The organism is Pseudomonas sp. CFII68 (assembly GCF_000416195.1).
In the GTDB taxonomy this organism is placed as follows: Bacteria; Pseudomonadota; Gammaproteobacteria; order Pseudomonadales; family Pseudomonadaceae; genus Aquipseudomonas; species Aquipseudomonas kilonensis.
Map to the genome: position 1 here is coordinate 1 of NZ_ATLN01000122.1, position 19,788 is coordinate 19,788.

At 61.3% G+C, this 19,788-nt stretch carries 19 protein-coding genes; 6 read left to right on the forward strand and 13 right to left on the reverse strand.

Going from position 1 to position 19,788, the window contains the following annotated elements; translation table 11 throughout:
* The 4 genes from CFII68_RS04370 to CFII68_RS04355 all read right to left on the reverse strand — a co-directional run.
* A partial coding sequence (locus CFII68_RS04370) for a DUF6531 domain-containing protein (protein ID WP_018612549.1) occupies window positions 1-2,609 on the reverse strand: 2,609 nt, incomplete at its 3' end.
* 134 nt (window positions 2,610-2,743) lie between these two features.
* Window positions 2,744-3,202 carry a GNAT family N-acetyltransferase gene (locus CFII68_RS04365; RefSeq protein ID WP_018612551.1) on the reverse strand — a complete coding sequence of 153 codons (459 nt, stop codon included), beginning with the start codon at window positions 3,200-3,202 and terminating at the stop codon, window positions 2,744-2,746.
* A 102-nt stretch (window positions 3,203-3,304) separates the two neighbouring features.
* On the reverse strand, window positions 3,305-4,267 hold the full coding sequence (locus tag CFII68_RS04360; protein ID WP_018612553.1) for a nucleotidyl transferase AbiEii/AbiGii toxin family protein: 963 nt from the start codon (window positions 4,265-4,267) through the stop codon (window positions 3,305-3,307).
* Window positions 4,248-4,655, reverse strand: coding sequence for a DUF6088 family protein (locus CFII68_RS04355; RefSeq protein ID WP_003205962.1), 408 nt, complete (start codon window positions 4,653-4,655; stop codon window positions 4,248-4,250). Before CFII68_RS04355 ends, CFII68_RS04360 begins: the two co-directional genes overlap by 20 nt.
* A gap of 411 nt (window positions 4,656-5,066) precedes the next feature.
* On the opposite strand from CFII68_RS04355, the gene CFII68_RS04350 reads away from it, so the two are divergent.
* The 6 genes from CFII68_RS04350 (at window position 5,067) to CFII68_RS04325 (ending at window position 10,997) form a co-directional block, all read left to right on the forward strand.
* The gene (locus CFII68_RS04350; protein ID WP_018612557.1) at window positions 5,067-5,690 is read left to right on the forward strand and encodes a CDP-alcohol phosphatidyltransferase family protein; all 624 of its coding nucleotides are present in this window, start codon (window positions 5,067-5,069) and stop codon (window positions 5,688-5,690) included.
* Window positions 5,691-5,701: 11 nt separating this feature from the next.
* Window positions 5,702-7,459 carry a bifunctional alpha/beta hydrolase/class I SAM-dependent methyltransferase gene (locus CFII68_RS04345; protein ID WP_018612559.1) on the forward strand — a complete coding sequence of 586 codons (1,758 nt, stop codon included), beginning with the start codon at window positions 5,702-5,704 and terminating at the stop codon, window positions 7,457-7,459.
* Window positions 7,459-8,802 carry a phosphatase PAP2/dual specificity phosphatase family protein gene (locus CFII68_RS04340; protein WP_018612561.1) on the forward strand — a complete coding sequence of 448 codons (1,344 nt, stop codon included), beginning with the start codon at window positions 7,459-7,461 and terminating at the stop codon, window positions 8,800-8,802. Before CFII68_RS04345 ends, CFII68_RS04340 begins: the two co-directional genes overlap by 1 nt.
* Window positions 8,792-9,247, forward strand: a complete 456-nt coding sequence (locus CFII68_RS04335) for a hypothetical protein (protein ID WP_018612563.1) — start codon at window positions 8,792-8,794, stop codon at window positions 9,245-9,247. The genes CFII68_RS04340 and CFII68_RS04335 overlap by 11 nt, the downstream gene beginning before the upstream one ends.
* Window positions 9,248-9,442: 195 nt before the next feature.
* A complete protein-coding gene (locus CFII68_RS04330) occupies window positions 9,443-10,063 on the forward strand; it encodes a 1-acyl-sn-glycerol-3-phosphate acyltransferase (protein ID WP_018612566.1) in 621 nt (206 codons plus the stop codon).
* A gap of 1 nt (window position 10,064) precedes the next feature.
* On the forward strand, window positions 10,065-10,997 hold the full coding sequence (locus CFII68_RS04325) for a phosphatidate cytidylyltransferase (protein ID WP_003205974.1): 933 nt from the start codon (window positions 10,065-10,067) through the stop codon (window positions 10,995-10,997).
* A gap of 141 nt (window positions 10,998-11,138) precedes the next feature.
* Here the strand turns inward: CFII68_RS04325 and CFII68_RS04320 are convergent, their stop codons facing one another.
* The 9 genes from CFII68_RS04320 to CFII68_RS04280 form a co-directional block, all read right to left on the reverse strand.
* Window positions 11,139-12,296, reverse strand: a complete 1,158-nt coding sequence (locus CFII68_RS04320) for a glutathionylspermidine synthase family protein (RefSeq protein WP_018612569.1) — start codon at window positions 12,294-12,296, stop codon at window positions 11,139-11,141.
* A 12-nt stretch (window positions 12,297-12,308) separates the two neighbouring features.
* Window positions 12,309-13,010, reverse strand: coding sequence for a DUF1190 domain-containing protein (locus CFII68_RS04315; protein WP_018612571.1), 702 nt, complete (start codon window positions 13,008-13,010; stop codon window positions 12,309-12,311).
* A 19-nt stretch (window positions 13,011-13,029) separates the two neighbouring features.
* Window positions 13,030-13,458 (reverse strand): DUF350 domain-containing protein, encoded by a 429-nt coding sequence (locus CFII68_RS04310; RefSeq protein WP_018612572.1) that lies wholly within the window; start codon window positions 13,456-13,458, stop codon window positions 13,030-13,032.
* 15 nt (window positions 13,459-13,473) lie between these two features.
* Entirely contained in the window at window positions 13,474-14,142 is a 669-nt protein-coding gene (locus tag CFII68_RS04305) for a DUF2491 family protein (protein ID WP_018612573.1), read from the reverse strand.
* The gene (locus tag CFII68_RS04300; protein WP_018612574.1) at window positions 14,129-15,163 is read right to left on the reverse strand and encodes an ion channel; all 1,035 of its coding nucleotides are present in this window, start codon (window positions 15,161-15,163) and stop codon (window positions 14,129-14,131) included. The genes CFII68_RS04305 and CFII68_RS04300 overlap by 14 nt, the downstream gene beginning before the upstream one ends.
* A 380-nt stretch (window positions 15,164-15,543) precedes the next feature.
* Window positions 15,544-16,242 (reverse strand): PspA/IM30 family protein, encoded by a 699-nt coding sequence (locus CFII68_RS04295; RefSeq protein WP_018612575.1) that lies wholly within the window; start codon window positions 16,240-16,242, stop codon window positions 15,544-15,546.
* A 22-nt stretch (window positions 16,243-16,264) separates the two neighbouring features.
* On the reverse strand, window positions 16,265-16,846 hold the full coding sequence (locus CFII68_RS04290) for a YjfI family protein (protein ID WP_018612576.1): 582 nt from the start codon (window positions 16,844-16,846) through the stop codon (window positions 16,265-16,267).
* 484 nt (window positions 16,847-17,330) lie between these two features.
* Window positions 17,331-18,164, reverse strand: a complete 834-nt coding sequence (locus tag CFII68_RS04285; protein WP_018612577.1) for a YfaP family protein — start codon at window positions 18,162-18,164, stop codon at window positions 17,331-17,333.
* Between the two features lie 3 nt (window positions 18,165-18,167).
* A complete protein-coding gene (locus CFII68_RS04280) occupies window positions 18,168-19,787 on the reverse strand; it encodes a DUF2300 domain-containing protein (protein WP_033062877.1) in 1,620 nt (539 codons plus the stop codon).
* Between the last annotated feature and the right edge of the window lies 1 nt (window position 19,788).

The window sequence follows — 19,788 nt, forward strand, 5'->3', positions numbered from 1 at the left end:
CCCAGGGCATCGTAGGAAAAACACCGGCGACGGCCGTCGGGCAGGATCTCTTCGGTCAGTTGGCCCAGACGACTCCAGGTGAAGCGATGTTCGCCACCGTCCGGGTCATACGTCGCCAGCAGTTGCCCATGGGCGTCGTAGGCATATTCCGTGCGCCGGCCGTCCGGGTCGATGAGGACGATCACCTCGCCGCGGGCATTGCGCCGGTAGCTCCACACGGCCTTGCCGCGCGCACGGCTGTGCAGGAAACCGTTGCGGTATTCGTAGGACGTTGGCGCCTCGTCCGGGGGAAGCAGCGCCAGCAGCCGTCCGACGTCGTCGTAGCGGTATTCGGTCACGGCGCCCAGCGGGTCCTGCTCGGCGATCAGCCGGCCCTGTTCGTCGTAGGCCTTGAGGTGCTCACCGCCGTCGGGCTCGACCTTGCGCACCAGCCGCGCCCGGTCGTCGTGGACATACACCTCCTGGCTGCCATCCAGGTGCCGGACCGTGACGCTGCCGTCTTCGCCCCAGGTGTAGCGACTGTCCATCTGCGCAAACGAGGCCCAATGCCGTACGCAGCGGGACGCCGGCCCGAGGCCTTGCCACTCCCAGTAGAAGCTCGCCCCACCGGCCAGTTGCCGCTGGAGGATGACGTGCTGGTCGTCGTAGTCGTAGCGCTCGCTTTCACCGGCGGCATTGGTCGCTTCGATCAGTCGGAAACGTCCGTCGTAGCGGTAGGAAACCAGCGTCTGTTCGGTCCGCCAGGCTTCGTCGAGGGTGATGGCCGGGTGGAAGCTCTGGTAGTCGACGGCGATCAGGTGGCGCTGCTCGTAACGCAGGCGCAGGGAACGGCCGGCGCCGTTGTCCAGGCGGCAGATGTCGCCATGAATGTTGCGCTGGAGGGTCAGGCGGTTGTCGTAGCGGTCGCTGAGGCCGCACAGGTGGCCGTCGCGAAAGTGCAGGAATGCTGCGTTTTCGCCGGGCTGGGCGACGATCAGTTCGTCCGCCTCGGTGCCCAGGTAGATCGCCGCCCGGGCCAGGCTGTTGTGGATCGCCGGACGCTGGGCGCTGGGCAGTGGAAAGGTCGTGCGGCGGTTTTCCTGGTCGACCCACGTGACCTGCTCGCCGCCGAGTTCCAAGCGATGGGCCAGGGCATGGCTCCAGCCGCGCCCGAGGCCGACGTCCAGGTCAGCGGCGCTGGTGCGGTACAAACGGGTGAAGACAAACGGCAAGCGGCCATCGAGGGTGCCGTCGTCGAGGGTCAGCAGCTCTTCGCCAGTGACCATCGACACCGGGCAGCCGCTGGTCTGGGTCTGGGACGCGGTGTCGGCGGGGTCGCCGTTGGGGTTTTTCGACTGGGCGGGGGCGTCGTCGTGATGTTCGTATTTACTCAGTCGCGTAGATGCCTGGGATTTTTCCCGCACGATCGGAGCCGGGTTGCTGACCGACAGCGGCGCGGAATCCCCAGTGGCGATCTGTAACGGTCTGACAGGCGCCGGCCCCACCGACGGTCCTTGACCGGCGATTACTACTGGCTTCAGTACATCGGCATGTTTGTTGAGGCTGTCGCCGCCAAGTTGGCCCAAACGCTGACTCGATGCCTGCAACCACTCGCGGGCGCGTTCCGAGCGGACATGGCGCAACACTTTGCCGCTCATACGAAGCCCAACGCCCAGCCCACCGGTCACACGCGCCAAGAGGAAGTTGATCAAAATCGAGGCGCGCATTTCCCCCAGGAGTTCGGCCAGGTACTGCGGCGGCAGCATCCGCAGCCAACCGATGAACGCCGCGGTGTAGACGAAGAGCAAGGGCTCGTCGCTGAGGATCATCAGGCCTTTGGCAATTGCCTCCGATGAGGCTTTCAGCAGTTGCTCAAGCTCAGTCTCGGTGAGGTATTCCAGCAGTTTTTCACTGTTGGCCTGTAGATCCGCCAACAGATCGAAGACCTGTTTTACGTCGTCCCATAGCCCAAACAGGGCGTTTTCAAAGCCACGTAGCTGGGCGTCCTGCAATGCGTTGAAGCGCTTTACAAAACCGCTCTCGGAAGACGCCTTCCACAACGGTTGAAACTCATTCCATTCCGCTTTCAGCCAACCTTCGAGCTCGACGATCTCGCGCTGGTAGGACGCGTACAGCGCCTTGACATGATCGGTCGTGATATTTGGAAAGAAACTGATGCGGTAACGCTGGCCGCGGTCGCATTCGGGTATTTCCAAAATGCCGCTGGGGCCAATGACATGAGGGATCGGATCGCCAAACGTTTCCTTCCCCAGCTCACCCTTGATGATCGGCTCCAACACCACTGGCGTGTCGCCGATCGGCACGAAACGCGAGGCCTGGAACATGTGCACCAGCGTCAGCGGGCCTTGTGCCGGACACCTCGCCACCACGGCGCTGATCTGCTTGCCATCGTCCTTCGCAGGTGCGAGCGACACCTCCTGGCCAACTTTAAACACCTGCTTAATGTCCAGCGTCCGACCGGTCCAGAATCTTTCCGCCCAACTGTCGTAGTCGCCCAGGCAGTGGCGAAAGTCCTGCAGTACTTCCTCGATGTCGGGCGAGTTCATGGCGGCCAAGACCAGCGAACCTATGGCGCCGGTTAATGACGGGATCTTGTCAGGGAACTTCATGCAGGCAGCTCGCGGCGCAGGAGTGGGCGCGAGACTCTGCCTGCGATGGCGAGAGAAATAAGTCAGGAAAAGAGGGAATGGATGTAGGGCGATTCGCTAAATTTAGACGCTTGGTGTGGAAAACCCGCCGATGACTATAAACACCGCGCCATCAGCCATTGCTCTTTCCCCCAAGCCTCAAAACGCTCCAGCACGTCCCAACCCAGCTTGGCGTAATAATCACGTTGGCTGTGGGTGTGCAGGAACAAGGTGATGATTCCAGCCTCTCGCGCATGACTACAGATGCCTTCGATCAACTGCGCCGCAAGCCCTCTGCGTCGAGCCTCTGGGGTGATGAATACACACGCCAGCCACGGGCCCAGCTCTGGCTGGTCAGGCAGGTCGTGGCTGGCCAGTGAAGCGCCGCCGAGCAACTGGTCGTGTTCCATGGCGATCAGGCACTTCCAGCGGCCATCGTGCTGCCCCGCAGCGAATTCCTGCTGCCAACTGGCGAGGGATTGCTGGGCGAATTCATAACTGAACTCCCGATGGAGCCACTCGGCCATCTGGTCGCTTTTATCCATGTGGTTAGTGAGCCAATCCATTTGCAGCATTTGAAACACTCCTTGTATTTAGTCAGCCGGCTGCTGACCCGCTTTGCTCGAAAGAAGACACCCGCGAGCAGGGTCCGTTAACCCGTTTATGATCCGAGAGTGTTACAGCGTCCGAATCAACGCTTCGGCGTGCAGACGAAACACAACATAAGCTTCATCAAAGCTCGGGCGGACATTGCCAAAAATCAGCGGCATGAGCTTCGCGTCATACTGGCTACGAATCTGCGCATCCAAACTCGCCTGATGGAGAGCGCACTGCATGACATTTCCCGGATCGTCAGCAAATGGAGGAAACTGCCGACCAAATTCGAGCGCATCAAACTCCACCAGACATTTGAAACCGAGAGCGGCTCGTTCGCCGACAGCGGGATCGCCACGGCTTATGCAGTAAACATCATAGATATGCCGCACCAATGTATCGTCCCATGGCTGGAGCATGGCTCCGGCTTGGTGTTGGGCATAGCGGCGAAGAAACGAAATAACTTTCTCCGCAAGCGTTTCCTCTACCGCTACGCAGGCAATATCGCCCAATCCCCCAGACCTTGCGGCGAGTCGATTGACCAGGTACTCCAGCGGCTGCTGAGTCACTTCAAACTGTGGGATTCGCGCAGTCAGCTCAAGACTTAGATAAGGGCGCAAACTGGTGTCGTGAGGGTATTGAGGGGCATATTGCCAACGACTGGCGAAGTATCGGTTTTCATTCCGAGCAACACGCGCATCCACGATCTCCTCAAAACCGAACTCGGCGAGGACATGACAAACCTGAACCTTCAGGTTGCTGAGATGCCGCTTCTGAGCCGAGGCGCTCAACGCATCAGGCTCATCCAACACGATCTTTAAGTCGACGTCCTCCGACATACGCTCGATCAGTTGGTAAGCCTTCGACAGGCTTGTGCCGCCGCAAAACACCAGGCGAACACCTGGAAACCGCATCCCCATCAAAGCTTGCAAAGCATCCGTCACGTGGACGTCTTTTTCCAGGATGCTAGCCGTAAGTAGTCCGACATCGACCTCAGCCAACACCGCATCGATCAACTCGACCTGTTCAGGCGTGATGATTTTCATAAACAACGTACCGACCACCGAAGCCGAGCTTGCGATTAATACGCCGTGAACCCGTGTCGAAAACGATGCCGGCGGGTAGCTGCAAGCTGTCGCTGGCGTTGTATTCACGCACTGCGCGTCCCGCCGTGATCTTCACGCCAAGCTTTTGCAGAACCAAAGGTGCCAGGACTTCAAGGGGGCGAACCGGTATCGGCTTGCCCGTAAGCACACTGGCCTTGGCTTTTGCGAAGACTCCCACGCCGAGCTTGACCAGTACGCCGTTGGCCACCAGATGGCGCAGCGCTCGGGATACCTGCGCGGGGCTGCCGAAGTCGGAAAACTCGGAGCGTAGAAACACATCGTCCTTTCGCAAGGCGATTGATCTTTTAAGCCGCTCTTCGATAACCATGGCTTACCTCCCGGCAGCACCTAACAAAAAATAATTCTCAACAGATTGTTTTATAAGGAGATTTAAATACAAATAGTGCTCAGAGCTCGCTCAGTATAAATCAGAGTCAAAACATCGGCCAATGCAGCCTTGAAACAGGATCGCATGCACAGCGCACAATTCATTTCAGGCACAAAACCTGTGGGAGCGAGCTTGCTCGCGAATGCGGTGGGTCAGCCGCCATTGATGTTGACTGAAACACCGCATTCGCGAGCAAGCCCGCTCCCACATTGGCTATTTCTTGCACAGGTCATTGGTTTTAGATGCCTACCCGCACTCATTCTCAAGAAATACCCGCCTGCAACCCCTCAACCTATCGTAATCTCGCACCTGTATAAGCCCAGCCCCGCAACCGGTCGAGATCTCACCCCGATGCCCTCCATCTACCAACTCAAGCCCGCCTTTCAAAACCTGCTGCGCCCCATGGTTCAACGCCTCTACAACAACGGTGTCACCGCCAACCAGGTCACGGTGCTCGCCGGCATCGTTTCGGTATTGGTCGGCGCGGTCATCGCCTGGTTTGCCAACCATCCGTGGATCTTCGTCCTGGTGCCGATCTGGATGTTCCTGCGCATGGCGTTGAATGCCGTGGACGGCATGTTGGCGCGGGAGTTTGGTCAGCAATCGCATCTGGGCGCCTACCTCAATGAGCTATGCGATATCATCGCCGACGCGGCCCTGATCCTGCCTTTTGCCCTGTTTGCCGATTCCAGTCTGTTGCTCGTGTTGTTGGTCACGCTGTTGGCGTTGTTCAGCGAATACGCCGGCGTGCTGGGGGCAATGGTGGGGGCTTCGCGGCGCTATGACGGGCCGATGGGCAAGAGTGATCGCGCCTTTGTGTTGGGCGTGTTGGCGACCGGCATTGCCCTGGGTTGGTTCGGGGCGCTCTGGGTCGATGGTGTGATGGCGGTGGTTGCCGCCCTGCTGGTTTATACCTTGGTCAATCGGGTCCGTCATGGCCTGGGCCAAGTGAAGGAAAACGCTCCCTCAGCATAAAGGAACTTGCAATGCGCGAAGCCCAGGAACTGACGTTCACTACCTTTGACGGCGTAGAGTTGTTCTACCGGCACTGGCCGGCTGTCGACACGGCGGCGGGTGAGCCCCGTCAAGCTGTGTTGTTGTTTCATCGTGGTCATGAACACTCCGGGCGCATTGCGCACCTGGTGGATGAACTGGACCTGCCCGGGTTCGACTTCTTTGCCTGGGACTCGCGCGGCCATGGCCAGTCGCCTGGCGAACGGGGCGACAGCCCGAGCTTTGCCACCAGTGCGCGGGATGTGCAGACCTTCTGCGATCACATCGGCGCGGCGCATCAGATCGACGAAGCGAACATCGCCGTGGTCGCACAAAGTGTCGGCGCGGTGATCGCGTCCACCTGGGTCCACGACTACGCGCCGCGCATTCGCTCGCTAGTGCTGGCCTCGCCGGCGTTCAAGGTCAAGCTCTACGTGCCATTCGCCCGTCCGGGCCTGGCGCTGATGCGCAAATTCCGTGGCAATTTCTTCGTCAACAGCTACGTCAAGGCGAAATTCCTCAGCCATGACCCGGAGCGCGTGGCGTCCTACGACAGCGATCCGTTGATCACCAAGGCCATTTCGGTGAACGTGCTGCTGGGCCTGTACGAAGCCGCCGACCGCGTGGTGGCCGATGCCCAGGCGATCCAGGTGCCGACGCAACTGTTGATCTCCGGCTCGGACTTTGTCGTGCACCGCAAACCCCAGGAGCAGTTCTTCGAGCGCCTGGGCAGCCTGCACAAAGAGAAGCACATCCTGCCGGGGTTCTTCCATGACACCCTCGGCGAGAAGAACCGCGCGCCGGCCGTTGCCAGTGCCCGCCGCTTCATCCTGCAGAACTTTGCCCGACCGCTGGACCGCCCTTCCCTGCTCGACGCTGATCGCCTGGGCGCGACCTGCGCCGAAGCCGAAACCCTGGCCACGCCGCTGCCGCACAACTCGCTGCGCGACCTCTACTGGCGCATGACCCGCGCCAGCATGCGCTTTGGCAGCAAGTTGTCGGCCGGGGTGAAGCTGGGCTTCGACACCGGGTTCGACTCCGGCAGTACCCTGGATTATGTCTACCGCAACCGCCCCACCGGCACCTCGGCGCTGGGCAAGATGATTGACCAGAACTACCTGAACTCCATCGGCTGGCGCGGCATTCGTCAGCGCAAGCTGAACGTCGAGGAGCTGCTGCGCCTGGCGATGGCCGAATTGCGTGCGCAAGACCGCGAGGTACGCATCGTCGACATCGCCGCCGGCCATGGCCGCTACATTCTCGAAGCGCTGCAAGGCGTCAGCCCGTTGCCCGAGTCGATCCTGCTGCGCGACTACAGCGACATCAACGTGCGCGACGGCAGTGCGCTGATCGTTGAAAAAGGCTTGGGCGACATCGCCCGATTCGTCAAAGGTGACGCCTTCGACCGCCAGGATCTGGCGGCGCTGGAGCCGAAACCCACCCTCGCCGTGGTGTCGGGTCTGTACGAGCTGTTTGCCGACAACCAACTGGTTGGTGGCTCCCTCGCGGGCCTGGCCGAAGCCGTGGAGCCTGGCGGTTTCCTGGTCTACACCGGCCAGCCGTGGCACCCGCAACTGGAACTGATCGCCCGCGCCCTCACCAGCCACCGCGCCGGTCAGGCCTGGGTGATGCGTCGGCGTACACAGGCGGAGATGGATCAATTGGTTGAGGCGGCGGGCTTCCGCAAGATCACCCTGCGGGTCGATGAATGGGGCATTTTCAGCGTTTCGCTGGCCCAGCGAGTGCAGTAATGAGCGCCGTCATCGCTCCAGCCCGCGAGCCCGCACTGCTGAAACCGGCGGTGCTGTGGCTGCTGTTGCTGGCGCCGCTGTTCTTCACCACTTACGGCTTCGCCACCTGGGTCACGTCCCAGCGTGACGACGTCGGCACGCTGGTGTTCGCCTGGGAAACCCACATGCCGTTCATGGCCTGGACCATCGTGCCGTACTGGTCGATTGATCTGCTGTACGGCCTGTCCTTGCTGTTGCCCACCAGCCGTGACGAACTCAAGCGCCACGCCTTGCGCCTGCTTACGGCGCAGGTGATTGCGGTCAGTTGCTTTTTGCTCTGGCCGTTGCGCTTCACCTTCCCCCGCCCGGAAATGGACGGGGTGTTTGGTTGGTTGTTCGAAGTGCTGGCGGGTTTCGACAAGCCGTTCAATCAGGCGCCGTCGCTGCACATCGCGTTGCTGGTGGTGCTGTGGGTCTGCTATCAGCGGCATCTGCAGGGCTTCTGGCGCTGGGTGATGCACGGTTGGTTCGCGTTGATCGGCGTGTCGGTGCTGACCACTTATCAACATCACTTCATTGACCTGCCCACGGGCGCGTTGGCCGGCTGGCTGTGTGTCTGGTTGTGGCCGCTGGACCGTCCGAGTCCGCTGCTGAGTGCGCGGCTGGCGACAGATCCTGCCCGCCGACGCTTGGCCTTGCGTTATGGCGTGGGCGCGGCGGCGCTGTTCATCCCGGCGTTTGCCTTGGGCGGCGCGTGGCTCTGGCTGATCTGGCCGGCGGTCGCGGTGCTCATGGTGGCGCTGAATTACCTGCTGTTCGGTGCCGACGGGTTCCAGAAGCGTGCCGACGGCCGCTTGAGTCCGGCGGCGCGCTGGTTGCTGGCACCTTACCTCGCGGCGGCGTGGATCAACTCCCGTTGCTGGACGCGCAAGCATCCGCAGCCGGACCAGGTGGCGGATAACGTCTGGCTGGGGCGCATCCCCACGCCGATGGAACTGAAGGACAGCGCGTTTACCGGGGTGCTCGACCTCTGCGCGGAACTGTCCATGGACAGCACGGGCGTTGCCTATCGTTCGTTGCCGGTGCTCGACCTGACCGCACCGACGACTGAGCAATGCCTGAACGCGGCACAGGCCATCGAAAGCCTGCGCCAGCACGGGCCGGTGCTGGTCTGCTGCGCCCTGGGTTATTCACGCAGCGCCACGGCGGTGGTTGCCTGGTTGTTGCACAGTGGACGGGCAGCGAACGTTGATGCGGCAATCGTGCAAATCCAGCGCGCTCGACCGCGTATCGTCTTGCATGCGGCGCACCGTCGAGCGCTGGAACAGTTATCCACAACGCCGGGAAATGACCATGATCACTGATATGGAACTCCACACCGTGGCAAGCCTGTTGCGCCGAGGGCATTCGCTGGACCAGTTTTCCACCGGGCTGACGCTGCTGGCAGCACTGGTAGGACTAGGCCAATGGCTGGTGGGCGTCATCGATCCGTGGTTGCTGCTGCTGAGTGCCACACTGATCGTCCTCGGCGTGCTGGAAAAATACTGGGCGCTGCGCGTGGCATTCGATGCCGATCTGTTTCAGCGCATGGCTGACAGCACCCAATCCCTGGCCGAACGCACCTACACCTTGGACCAAGCCCTCACCTCGCTGGGCCTGCAACCGGCCGAACGCGCCGGCCGTCTCTGGACCGAACGCCGGCACGGCGCGTTGTTGCTGCTGCGTCGGCAGTCGCGGTTGCTGGCCATACAAGTTGTCTTGGTGCTGGGCTTCATCCTGGCCAGTCCCTGGTTAGCTTCAGGTATGTAGGAAGTTTTTGTGGCGAGGGGATTTATCCCCGCTGGGCTGCGCAGCAGCCCCCAACCAGGCACCTCGGTGTGCCAAGAAGATTGAGTTAACTGCTTTAGGGCTGCTGCGCAGCCCAACGGGGATAAATCCCCTCGCCACAAAGGGTGTGCTCCCTCGCCACAGTTATGCTTATGTTTCTCAGGACAAGGAATCCTCATGTTCGAACCCGTGGTCGCCAACCTCATCACCTCCGCCGCCCGCATGGTCACGGGCGCTCGCAGCCTGTGGCTCGGCTGCGCGCCGACGCCGGTGCAGCGGATCTACTTCGCCAACCACAGCAGCCACGGTGACTTCGTGTTGCTTTGGGCCTCGCTGCCGCCGACGCTGCGCAAGCTCACTCGTCCGGTAGCGGGAGCCGACTATTGGCAAACCAGCCCGATGCGTCGCTACATCATCAACCGGGTGTTCAACGGCGTGCTGGTGGACCGTGAGCGCAAAGATCCTTCCAGCAGCCCATTGCAGCCGATGCTCGATGCGTTGGCAAACGGCGACTCGCTGATCATCTTTCCGGAAGGCACGCGCAATCCGGAGGAAGGCCTGTTGCCCTTCAAGAGCGGGATCTATCACTTGATGAAAAACCATCCCGAGGTCGAGGTGATTCCGGTGTGGATCGCCAACCTCAACCGCGTCATGCCCAAAGGCCGTGTCCTGCCGCTGCCGCTGTTGTGCACCACCAGTTTCGGCGCGCCGCTGTGCATCGAAGAAGGTGAAAGCAAAGAGCAATTTCTTGAACGCAGCCGCGCCGCGCTGCTGGCACTGGCCCCGGAGCACGTCTGACATGGATCGATATACCCTGATGTTGTTTGGCGGGATCGGCGCCATTCTGGTGCTGGCTTCGTTGATCGGTTTCATTCTCAGGCTGCGGACCAAAGGCGCGCCGAACTCCGTCATCGACAACCTCAACGCCCGGATCAATGCCTGGTGGATCATGGTGCTGGTGATCGGCATCGCGTTCTGGCTCGGCAACGCCGCGGTGATCCTGTTGTTCTACGCGGTGTCGTTCTACGCCCTGCGGGAATTCCTGACCCTGACACCGACCCGGCGCAGCGATTACCCAGCCCTGGTGGCCGCGTTCTACCTGGCGCTGCCGCTGCAATACCTGTTGATCTACTACGACTGGTACGGGCTGTTTTCGATCTTCATTCCGGTGTATGTGTTCCTGCTGCTGCCGATCCTGGCGTCCCTGGGCGGCGACAGCACGCACTTCCTGGAGCGCGCTTCCAAGGTTCAGTGGGGCTTGATGATCGCGGTGTTCTGCATCTCCTTCGTGCCCGCCCTGCTGACGCTGGACATCGCTGGCTTTGAAGGGCGCAACCTGTTGCTGATCGCGTACCTGGTGATCGTGGTGCAGCTCTCGGATGTGTTGCAGTACGTCTGCGGCAAGCTGTTCGGCAAACACAAGATCGCGCCGAACCTGTCGCCCTCGAAAACCGTGGAAGGGTTTGTCGGCGGCATTTTCCTGGCCTCGTTGATCGGTGGCGCGCTGTGGTGGATCACGCCATTCAATCCTTGGCAGTCGTTCCTCATCGCCTTGCTGATCAACCTGCTGGGGTTTGCTGGCGGCATCGTCATGTCAGCGATCAAGCGCGACCGCGGCGTCAAGGACTGGGGCCACATGATCGAAGGCCACGGCGGCATGCTCGACCGGTTGGATTCGGTGTGCTTCGCGGCGCCGATCTTCTTCCACCTGGTGCGGTACTGGTGGACCTAAGGAAAGTCTTCGGTGAAACCTAAACCTGTGGGAGCGGGCTTGCTCGCGAAGGCGGTGCATCAAGCGACATCAATATTGACTGTGCTGCCATCTTCGCGAGCAAGCCCGCTCCCACAGGGGTTCAGTGCTTAACCCAGAGAATCAGTCAAGGATCAGGTGCGGCAGGAACCGGCTGGAATCCTTGGTGATCAGGCTGTTGTCTTCCCGCACGCCGATGCCGGCGGCCTGGTCGCCGATGACCCAGGAGCCGATCAGGGTGTAGCTGTCGCCAAAGCGTGGCAGTGGCGCGAATTCCTGGAGGATGAACGGCGCGTCGGTGTAGGGGCCGTCTTCTTTTACGATCAGGCCATCAGCGGTTTGCAGCTCGATGTTGGCGCCTTCCCGGGAAAAGAACGGCTTGCGCACCCAGCCCTTGGGCACCGCTTTGCTGGTGTCGGTATCCAGGTGGGCCGCGAGCAGGTTCGGGTGGCCTTTGTTGAATTCCCACAGCAACGGCAGGATGCCTTTGTTCGAGATGATGGACTTCCAGGCCGGCTCGAAAAACTGCGTATCGCACTGGGCAATCGCTTCACCAAACGGCTCGTGGAAGATGAACTCCCAGGCGTGCAGCTTGAACAGGTGCGGAATCCAGCGCTCTTCCAGGTCAACAAAACGCCCGTCACTGTTGAGGCCGATGTCTTCGACATCGATGTGCCGCGATTCAATGCCGACTTTTTCCGCGATCAGGCGCAAGTAGTCCGTGGTGCCCTTGTCTTCCACCGAGCCTTTCATCGAGGCGAAATAAAACGGCTCTTTGAGCTGCAACTGGGCAAAGGCCTGGTGCAGCTTGGTGTCGATGCTGTTGAACTGGTCGGCATGCTTGGGCAGCAAACCGCGCTCGATGCATTGCTCCAGCCAGCCCCACTGGAACGCCGCCGCCTCGTAGAGGCTGGTCGGCGTGTCGTAGTTGAGCTCCAACAGCTTGGCGGGGCCCGTGCCGTTGTAGGAGAAATCCATGCGCCCATACAGGTGCGGGTGACCTTCCAGCCATGAAGTGCGCACCAGGTCGAAGAACGGCGCGGGAATGCTCAGGCGCTCCAGCAATTCTTCGCTCTGGACCACGCGGGCCACGAGGTCCATGCACATGTCATGGATCTCGGTAGTCGGGTCTTCCAGGTCGTCCTCGATCTGCTTGAGGGTGAACTGGTAGTACGCGCTTTCGTCCCAATAGGGTTCGTCGTCGATGGTGTGGAACAGAAAGCCGAGCTGCTCGGCGGTCTGTTTCCAGTCATGACGTTCTGCGCAATGGATCTTCTTCATGGCGCTGGTTCCTCAACCGCCGGAGCTGCTCGAACCGCCCCAACCGCTGCGGGCACTGGACTTGCTGCCGAAACCGCCACGAGACGTGGAGGACGCGACGGCCATCGCCTTGCTGCTCTTGATGGAGTCGGTGTAGCTGCCGTACCGCGCCTGGTTGGACCTGGTAAAGGTCGAGCCACTGGACACCCGCTGGCTGAGGGTCGAGGACCCGAAGCTGCCGCGATCATCGCGGTAGCGGTAGACCGGCTCGGAGTAATAGCTGCTGCGGTTGCTGCTCAACATGTTGCCGATCAGCATGCCGGTCAGCAGGTTGCCGAAGCCTGAACCACCGACGTTCGCTTCCGAAGCCGGCAACTTGGCCCGGGCGGCATCGACCTCGGACTGCGTGACTTCGCCATCGGCGTTCAGCTCGAAACCACCCAGCTTGGGAAGGAACTTGCCGGCCGAGTCCTGCTGGCACCAATCAGGCACGAAGTCGGCATCGCAATCGGCCTGGCTGTCGTACACCGGCGCGATGCGACGATGCTCGCTCATGGCGCTCATGTAGGCGTCGGCGCAAATGTCCACCGGCAGCTTTTCATCGACACATTGCTGGACGGACTGGAAGTTGTACTTTTTCTGCAACTTGTAGGTTTTTTCCGTTGGCCCACAGCCGGATATCGCCAGGGCGACCGACGCGGCCAGCGAAAGCTGGACGTACTTGCTTCGTTTCATCGGGATCTCCGTGGCGCAATCAGTTCGTGGAAGGCGTCATGCACGCGGCGTTCAACATGCCGACGCTGATGGCCACGGCGGCGATGTAGATACCGGCGGCGATTTCACCGTTCTTGATCCGCGCGGAAGCGCCCTTGAGCACCAGGCTGGTCACCAGGAACGCCAACAACTGGACGGCAGCGGCGATCACTGCCCAGACGACGAAATCCAGCAGGCTGATCGAGTAGGCAATCACGTTGCTGGCCGGGATAGCGAAACCAATGAGCGCACCGCTCAGGGCGATCGCCGCAGCCACGTTGCCCGAACGGATCAACTCGAACTCTTTGTGCGGCGTGACATGGATGTAGATGAACTGGAACAGCGCGAACAGCACGGCCGCACCGAGGATGTACAGGACGAAGCCGAACACGGCGGCCTTGTTCAGGGAAATGGAGAGCGCTTCAAGCATGGATTTCTTCCTTATTCAAAGAGTGTTCAGGTCAGTGGTGTACAGCGAAATACCCAGCGAAGTGCTCAGGCTGACGGTGCCTTCGGCGTCCTCTTCGACGGAGAACAGCAGGAATTCCCGGCGATCCGTCAGGCCAGTGTCGCGGGCGTACAGCATCGAACGGTGCTCGACGCTGTAGGACTCATCCGGGTTGCTCACGCGCTCGCTCATCCCCACCAACTCTGTCTGGCCCGCCTCGGTGCCCCATTCGCGGGTGTACTCGACGCCGTCGTGGGTGTAGGTCGGCAGGCCGATCAAGCTTTCAGGGCCGGCCAGGCGACGCAACTCCGCTTCGCTGTTGATCGTGACGTAGCTGAGGTAGTTGAACAGGATCACCGACTCGACCTGCCCGGCGATGTCGCCGCTGGTGTGCACTTGCAGCCAGTAGTCTTCGTCGTTCATGTAGCAGCGCGACAGCCAGTTCGACTGCCCGAGGTCGACGATGCCCAGGCTCCAGATCTGTTGGGAGCCGGGGATGACCACGGCGCTGTTGCCGTCGAGCAGCAACTTGAGCGTGGAATCGAACATGACCTGCTTGCCGGAAGCCAGGCCCAGCGGCCCGGTGACAGGCGAGTTATTGCTGGCTGTCGTGTTCGCGTTCGCGTTCGGGGCTTCAAGCCCCATCAACTGTTTAAACCACCCCATGGGAAATTTCCTTGAGACGCGTGGAGGCGATGTAGAAGAGTTCTCCGCCCACGACGCGGGTGGCGCCGGGCGGGTTGATCGACGGCTGGCGGGCGCCCTGGGCGCGGTAGCCGATCAGTGTAGCGTTGTGCTGCTCTTTCATCCGGGTATAGAGATCGCCGAACGTCGCTTCAAACGCCTCGGGCAGCTTCATCAGGTACTGGGTGGCGCCTTGGCCGACGCAGAGCAATTCATTGATGACCACGGACGAGCCCGGGTCCTGGGAGGCACGCACCAGCATTTCGATGGCCATGCTGGAGGTGCATTCCAGGCTCGGCGCATAAGCGCTGGCAAGGGCGGCGATTTCGCTGTCATTGAAGTGTGCGACCACGTGCCCGGCAGGCCCCAATTGATTGACCGCCAGCACGGTGGCCAGGGTCAGGTCGTCGGAATGGGTTCGCACCAGCACGCGTTCGGCGCCTGGCACGCCGGCACGCTGCAACAGCGCGACGGAGGACAGGCTGTCGCCCTTGATGAACGAGGTCTTGCCGGGCATGGGGTTTTCTTCGAGATCGCAATCGCAGATGACGATCAGGTTGTCATTGGACGTTTCGTCCTGCAGCAGCAATTCGATGACCCGCTCGCTGGAGGCGCCCTCCCAGCCGATGAGAACCGTGTGGCCGACTTTACCGGTGAAATCGCCTTTGCCCTTCATGCCTTTTCTCCATACATCGATGACACTGCTGGTGGTTTTGCCGATGACCGTCGTCAACAGGGCAATGCCCCCGAGCATGATCCAGGTCGCCACGAAAATTCGCCCGGCGGATGTCTGTGGCAACAGATCGCCATAGCCGACGGTGAGCGTGGTGGTGAGATAGAAGTAGATAAACGTGGCGGCGGCGATGAGGTGTTGCTCGCCCAGCAGCACCAGGCCGATCCAGGCCGTGGACAGGTGCAAGCCCACCGCAATGGCCAGGCCCGCCCAGCCGAACCGATGGAAGAAGGACGACGCGTACGTGCGCAACAAAAGGAAAATCGACATTTCGTCCCTGACTCCGTGGGGCTTCGTTCCTGGCGGGATCATCGCTCTGGCACCTGAGTGCTCGAGCGTAGTGGCCGGACAGCATTAAACCTGCTGTGCGGTTTTGATAAAAGTGCTTTGGTGACAATAAATCGGACGATTTTCTGGAAAGCAGGACTCAGACACAAAAAAACCGATGCCGAGCACAAAACCTGTGGCGAGGGGATTTATCCCCGCTGGGCTGCGCAGCGGCCCTAAAAGCTGACACCTCGGTGTGTCAGCTGGATGGAGCACGCAGCTTTGGGGCTGCGCAGCCCAGCGGGGATAAATCCCCTCGCCACAAGGTCTGTGCCTGGCCTGGCTTGCCTTGGCGGGTCTTCACCAAGGCAAGCCCCATCCGATCACTCAGCCGATTTTTTCTTCAAACGTTCCAGGATCGCATTGGCGCTGCCTTCGTTCGGCGTTATGCCGGCGTCGCGCAGCTTGCGCTCCAGGTCGGAGCCGGTCGAAGCGTCGGCCAGTTCGTCCTGGGCTTGCAGTTCAGCGGCACGTTGCTGTTGCTTGGCCTGCAGGCGGTTGAGCGTACCGACGGCGGTTTCCAGCTTGCCATTGGCGCCGCCGCTGGCGATCGAAGCACTGACCTGGGCCTTCTGTACGCTTTCGCGGGCCTTGGCCATGTCCACTTGCTGACGCAGGCTCTTGATCCGGCTTTCGGCCTTGGTGATGTCTTTGCGCATGTTGTCCGCGTAACCACCGAATTCGGTCGCGTGCTTCTGCTCGGCGTCCAGTTCGTTGGTCAGGGTCGAAATGGCTTCGGCCACTTCCAGCGCCAGGTCTTCGCGGTTGGCCTGGATCGCGGCCAGGGCCTTGGCTTCCAGGTCCTTGATCTTGGCGTTGTATTCGCCGACGCGATCAGTCGCCAGTTTGTGCTTGGCCATGATGGTGACCAGCTCACGCTTGGCGTTGGCCAGCGCGCTGTCGGCATCGCGGATTTCCTGGTCGAGGATGCGCAGGGCCTGTTGGTCGACGATCGATTCGCCGACTTCGTTGGCACCGCCACGCAGTGCGGTGAACAACTTGCTCCAGATGGACTGAGTCATTGGATGGTTCCTATTCGGCGAATTAAATGAAGAAGCGTTCGAAGGCTTCGCTGGCGCGCTGGACGTTGTCGACGAGGGTTTTGACCTCGGTGACGACGTTGGTCAGGCTGGAGCCTGCGCTCAACGCACCGAACATGTTGTAGACGACCTGTCCGTTGGGCATGGTCTCGATGCCGATGGACGACAGCGGGAACATCTCCCGGCTGCGCAGCACGGCGTCATTGAAGGCCGCGACGTCCTTGATCGACTCGACGTCCACCAGGACGGTATCGACGATGATCTGGTCGCCCACCACTGCGATGTAGATCGGCAAGCCACCGAAGTCATTCATTTCCAGCTTGATGCTGGACTCGGAGCCTTGAACGAGAGAGAGAGTGATGTCGTTCGCGACCACTTCGTCCAGGGCCTGAAGGGCGCTGTAGAGGCGATCGATGTTCCAGTTGTTACCTGCGCTCATGTAATCCTCCGACATGAATGAGCCAGCCAGAATCGGTTGGCGTAGCTGTTTCTCCATTTGCTTGAGCAGGCTTCGGTTTTCGGGAAGCACCCAAGTCTCGTGTTTCACATACCCGGCGGCACTCAGGCCCGCGCGCATCTGCTTCATGTAGAAGCTCGACGGTTTTTTCGCGGAGGGTTTGGCGCGCTCTCCCGTGCGGCTCGCTGAATCGGTTACAGACCCGTCTGGCGGATCTGATGGAGAGCTGGTTGACATGCTACTGACCCCACTGTGAAAAACTCACGCGTGATAAACACTACAGGTACTTTCGAAACCTCACAATAGCTCACGCGTGAGATTTTTTTAGCAACTGATCCCCCTGTGGGAGCGAGCTTGATCGCGATAGCGATCTACTAGACAGCTCGATGCCGAATGTGCCGCCGTCATCGCGAGCAAGCTCGACTCCCACAGGTTTTTTGAGCGTTCACAGATCAGGCGTCCACCATCGATCCTCTGTGGGAGCTGAGCTTGCTCGCGATGGCGGTGGGTCAGCTTGCATTGATGTTGGATGCAAGACCGTCATCGCGAGCAAGCTCAGCTCCCACAGGGGATCTCCACAGGCTGTAATATCAGTTGTGGCTGCGACGATGCCTTACGGATAGCTAAAGCTTTTGACCAATGTCAGTTCACCCACCGCCCGCATCGGCACCACGAAGGTTTCCATCTTCTCGTTCGGCGTGCCTTCTTCGGTGATCACGGTGACTTGTGCGGTGGTCAGGGCTTGTTGCGCTTGTTCTCCACCGCCCTCACCTTCCTCGCCGTCGTCCTGATAGCGATAACCGCCGCCGTAGTAGTTCACATACACCAGGTACTGGCCTTTGATCGGCGCGGGCATGGCGAAGATTTCCGGGCCGTAGCCGGTGGTAACGTCGACGTCGAGGGCGCCGCCGTTGGCGACGGCACGGTCGCCGTACCAGATGTGGGCGCCGTCGGGCGTGACCAGGTGCAGGTCCAGGTCGGTGCCGTCGCTGTCCCAGGTCAGCAACACCCGCAGCTTGGCCGGTGTCGCGCCGCCGCTGGTGTTGAGAAATTGCGTGCGGTGGCGCTGCTGGCCATCGGCGCTGCGCACTTCGACGCTGTTGCTGCCATTGGGGAACGAGAACGGCCGGTCGAAGCGACCTTCCTCATCCAGCTTCAGCGGCAGGCTGACGCCGTTGACGATCAGTTGGCCCGGCGCGTTGCTGTCCTTGGGGGCGCCTTTGATCTGGCCGGTGATACGGGCAGTGCTGGCCTGGCCCGGGGGCGTGTTGACCGACGAGGCTGGGTAGTTGACGGTTTGGCTGAAGCTTTCGCCTTCACCGCCCGGCGCACCGCTGCGCCAGCCGCCGATCGGAGTGTCGAGCTTGACAGTGTCGGCGGCCATGGCCGAGGGCAACGCGGTCAGGGCGCAGAGCAACAGCAAGACCTGTGGATAACGGAGTGTCATGGTCTATTCCAGCAAGAGGTGACGGGCAAGCCCTTCGATATAGGTTTCGTCCTGGCCGTTGGGATGAGCTTCGAAGGCCAGGTGCAGATATTCATGCGTCAGGTCGAGACGATCCTGCAGCGACAGCACGCCGCGCACATAGATGCGCTGGCGCTCGCGGTCGACATAAGGCCGGCCGAAAGCGACGCGGCAGACGGCGAAAGCGCTGATTTCGTTGTAGCCCACTTCACTTTCCAGCCGCTCACGCCAGCCTCGGCGCTGTTTCAGCAGCCAGTCCTGGGCGGCAGGCAGCGCTTCGCAGGATGCCACCGGGTTGTCCCAGCGGCTGAGGCTGGCACGCGGGTAGGCATGCAGCAGGATGGCGTCGTAGCGTTGGCCGGCGTTGGCTTGCTCCACCGCTTGTGCCCAGGACAGTTTGTCCGGGCCAGGCTGGTCGGAGTGGTAGGTGACATCGGTGCCGGCCAGGACCAGGTCGCTGGTCCAGGCGGCAATGGCGCGGGTTTCCGGCGCCGCCGGGCGTGGCGCGACACGCTGGCGATGGCTGCTGTCGTCGATGCTCAGGCAATCACCGTTGCGTTGGGCGTTCTGCAGCAAATAGGTGCGGATCGCCACGGCCAGTGCCTTGGCGGCTTCGGCAGGCTCGGCCTTGGCTTCGCGCTGCAAGACCCGGGCGACGTATTCCTCCCGGTCCAGGCGCGCCACCAGCTTGCCGGGCATCAGGAACAGCTCGCCATCGCTGTGGATGTCCAATTGATTGCCGTTGGTGAATTCGACGCGGTAGTCGCCGCGCAGTTGACCTGGCGTGGCAGGCCGGTCACCGGCCATCACCCGTTGCAACGGATAGCGCGCAAACAGGCCGACTTCCACGCAACGCCCGGTTTCCGCCGGCCAGCGCGATGGCAATGCCGCCGCCAAACCTTCGCCGTAGACCTTCAAGACCTGCTGGCTGGTGCCGCGGCCACCGGCCCACACCGGGGTGCCATCGGCCAGCCAACCGGCGAAACCGCCCTGTCGCGATGAAGGCCCCTGATCACCTAGCCAGCTCCAGGTCTTGACCCGCAGGCGACTGCCCAATTCGCCGACCAGTCGCCCGTCGGCCGCGCTGAGTGCCACATCCAGCAGCACCCGTCGGGCCTGCTCCTGGGCTGGCAGCGTGGCCAGGGCCTTGAGCAACTGCGCGACCGGCACTTGCGTCTGCGGTTGCAAGGTCGGCAGATCCAACAACCAGGCCGGCGCCTGACGGCCCTGCCAGTAATCACGCCAGTTCGAAGCCGACAACCCGAGCCGCTGCGGCTCGAAATACAAGCCGCAGGATTTCACCAAGGCCTGGTCGCGACCGATGCTCTGCCCGGCGTTGCAGCAATAGACCTCTTCCTTCGACTCGCCGCGGCACTCATAGACCGGTTCGCGAGCCTCGGTGTCCACCAGCCAGGCGTAGACAAACAGCTTCCACAGACTGCCCAGTGGGGCCTGCAAAGTGTCGGGCAATGGTTGGCGATCCAGCACCTGGGTCTGGCTCACTTGCAGCAATTGACCGTCGAAGGCCAGGCGCAACGGCTCGTCCTGCGCTGTTGCCAGCGCAGGAATCAAGCACAACAACCACCCAACCCACGGCCTGCACATG

Coding starts and splice junctions, on each gene's coding strand:
- CFII68_RS04365 (WP_018612551.1), bottom strand. CDS start 3,202: ATGCTGCAAATGGATTGGCTCACTAACCACATGGATAAAAGCGACCAG.
- CFII68_RS04360 (WP_018612553.1), bottom strand. CDS start 4,267: ATGAAAATCATCACGCCTGAACAGGTCGAGTTGATCGATGCGGTGTTG.
- CFII68_RS04355 (WP_003205962.1), bottom strand. CDS start 4,655: ATGGTTATCGAAGAGCGGCTTAAAAGATCAATCGCCTTGCGAAAGGAC.
- CFII68_RS04350 (WP_018612557.1), top strand. CDS start 5,067: ATGCCCTCCATCTACCAACTCAAGCCCGCCTTTCAAAACCTGCTGCGC.
- CFII68_RS04345 (WP_018612559.1), top strand. CDS start 5,702: ATGCGCGAAGCCCAGGAACTGACGTTCACTACCTTTGACGGCGTAGAG.
- CFII68_RS04340 (WP_018612561.1), top strand. CDS start 7,459: ATGAGCGCCGTCATCGCTCCAGCCCGCGAGCCCGCACTGCTGAAACCG.
- CFII68_RS04335 (WP_018612563.1), top strand. CDS start 8,792: ATGATCACTGATATGGAACTCCACACCGTGGCAAGCCTGTTGCGCCGA.
- CFII68_RS04330 (WP_018612566.1), top strand. CDS start 9,443: ATGTTCGAACCCGTGGTCGCCAACCTCATCACCTCCGCCGCCCGCATG.
- CFII68_RS04325 (WP_003205974.1), top strand. CDS start 10,065: ATGGATCGATATACCCTGATGTTGTTTGGCGGGATCGGCGCCATTCTG.
- CFII68_RS04320 (WP_018612569.1), bottom strand. CDS start 12,296: ATGAAGAAGATCCATTGCGCAGAACGTCATGACTGGAAACAGACCGCC.
- CFII68_RS04315 (WP_018612571.1), bottom strand. CDS start 13,010: ATGAAACGAAGCAAGTACGTCCAGCTTTCGCTGGCCGCGTCGGTCGCC.
- CFII68_RS04310 (WP_018612572.1), bottom strand. CDS start 13,458: ATGCTTGAAGCGCTCTCCATTTCCCTGAACAAGGCCGCCGTGTTCGGC.
- CFII68_RS04305 (WP_018612573.1), bottom strand. CDS start 14,142: ATGGGGTGGTTTAAACAGTTGATGGGGCTTGAAGCCCCGAACGCGAAC.
- CFII68_RS04300 (WP_018612574.1), bottom strand. CDS start 15,163: ATGTCGATTTTCCTTTTGTTGCGCACGTACGCGTCGTCCTTCTTCCAT.
- CFII68_RS04295 (WP_018612575.1), bottom strand. CDS start 16,242: ATGACTCAGTCCATCTGGAGCAAGTTGTTCACCGCACTGCGTGGCGGT.
- CFII68_RS04290 (WP_018612576.1), bottom strand. CDS start 16,846: ATGAAGCAGATGCGCGCGGGCCTGAGTGCCGCCGGGTATGTGAAACAC.
- CFII68_RS04285 (WP_018612577.1), bottom strand. CDS start 18,164: ATGACACTCCGTTATCCACAGGTCTTGCTGTTGCTCTGCGCCCTGACC.
- CFII68_RS04280 (WP_033062877.1), bottom strand. CDS start 19,787: ATGTGCAGGCCGTGGGTTGGGTGGTTGTTGTGCTTGATTCCTGCGCTG.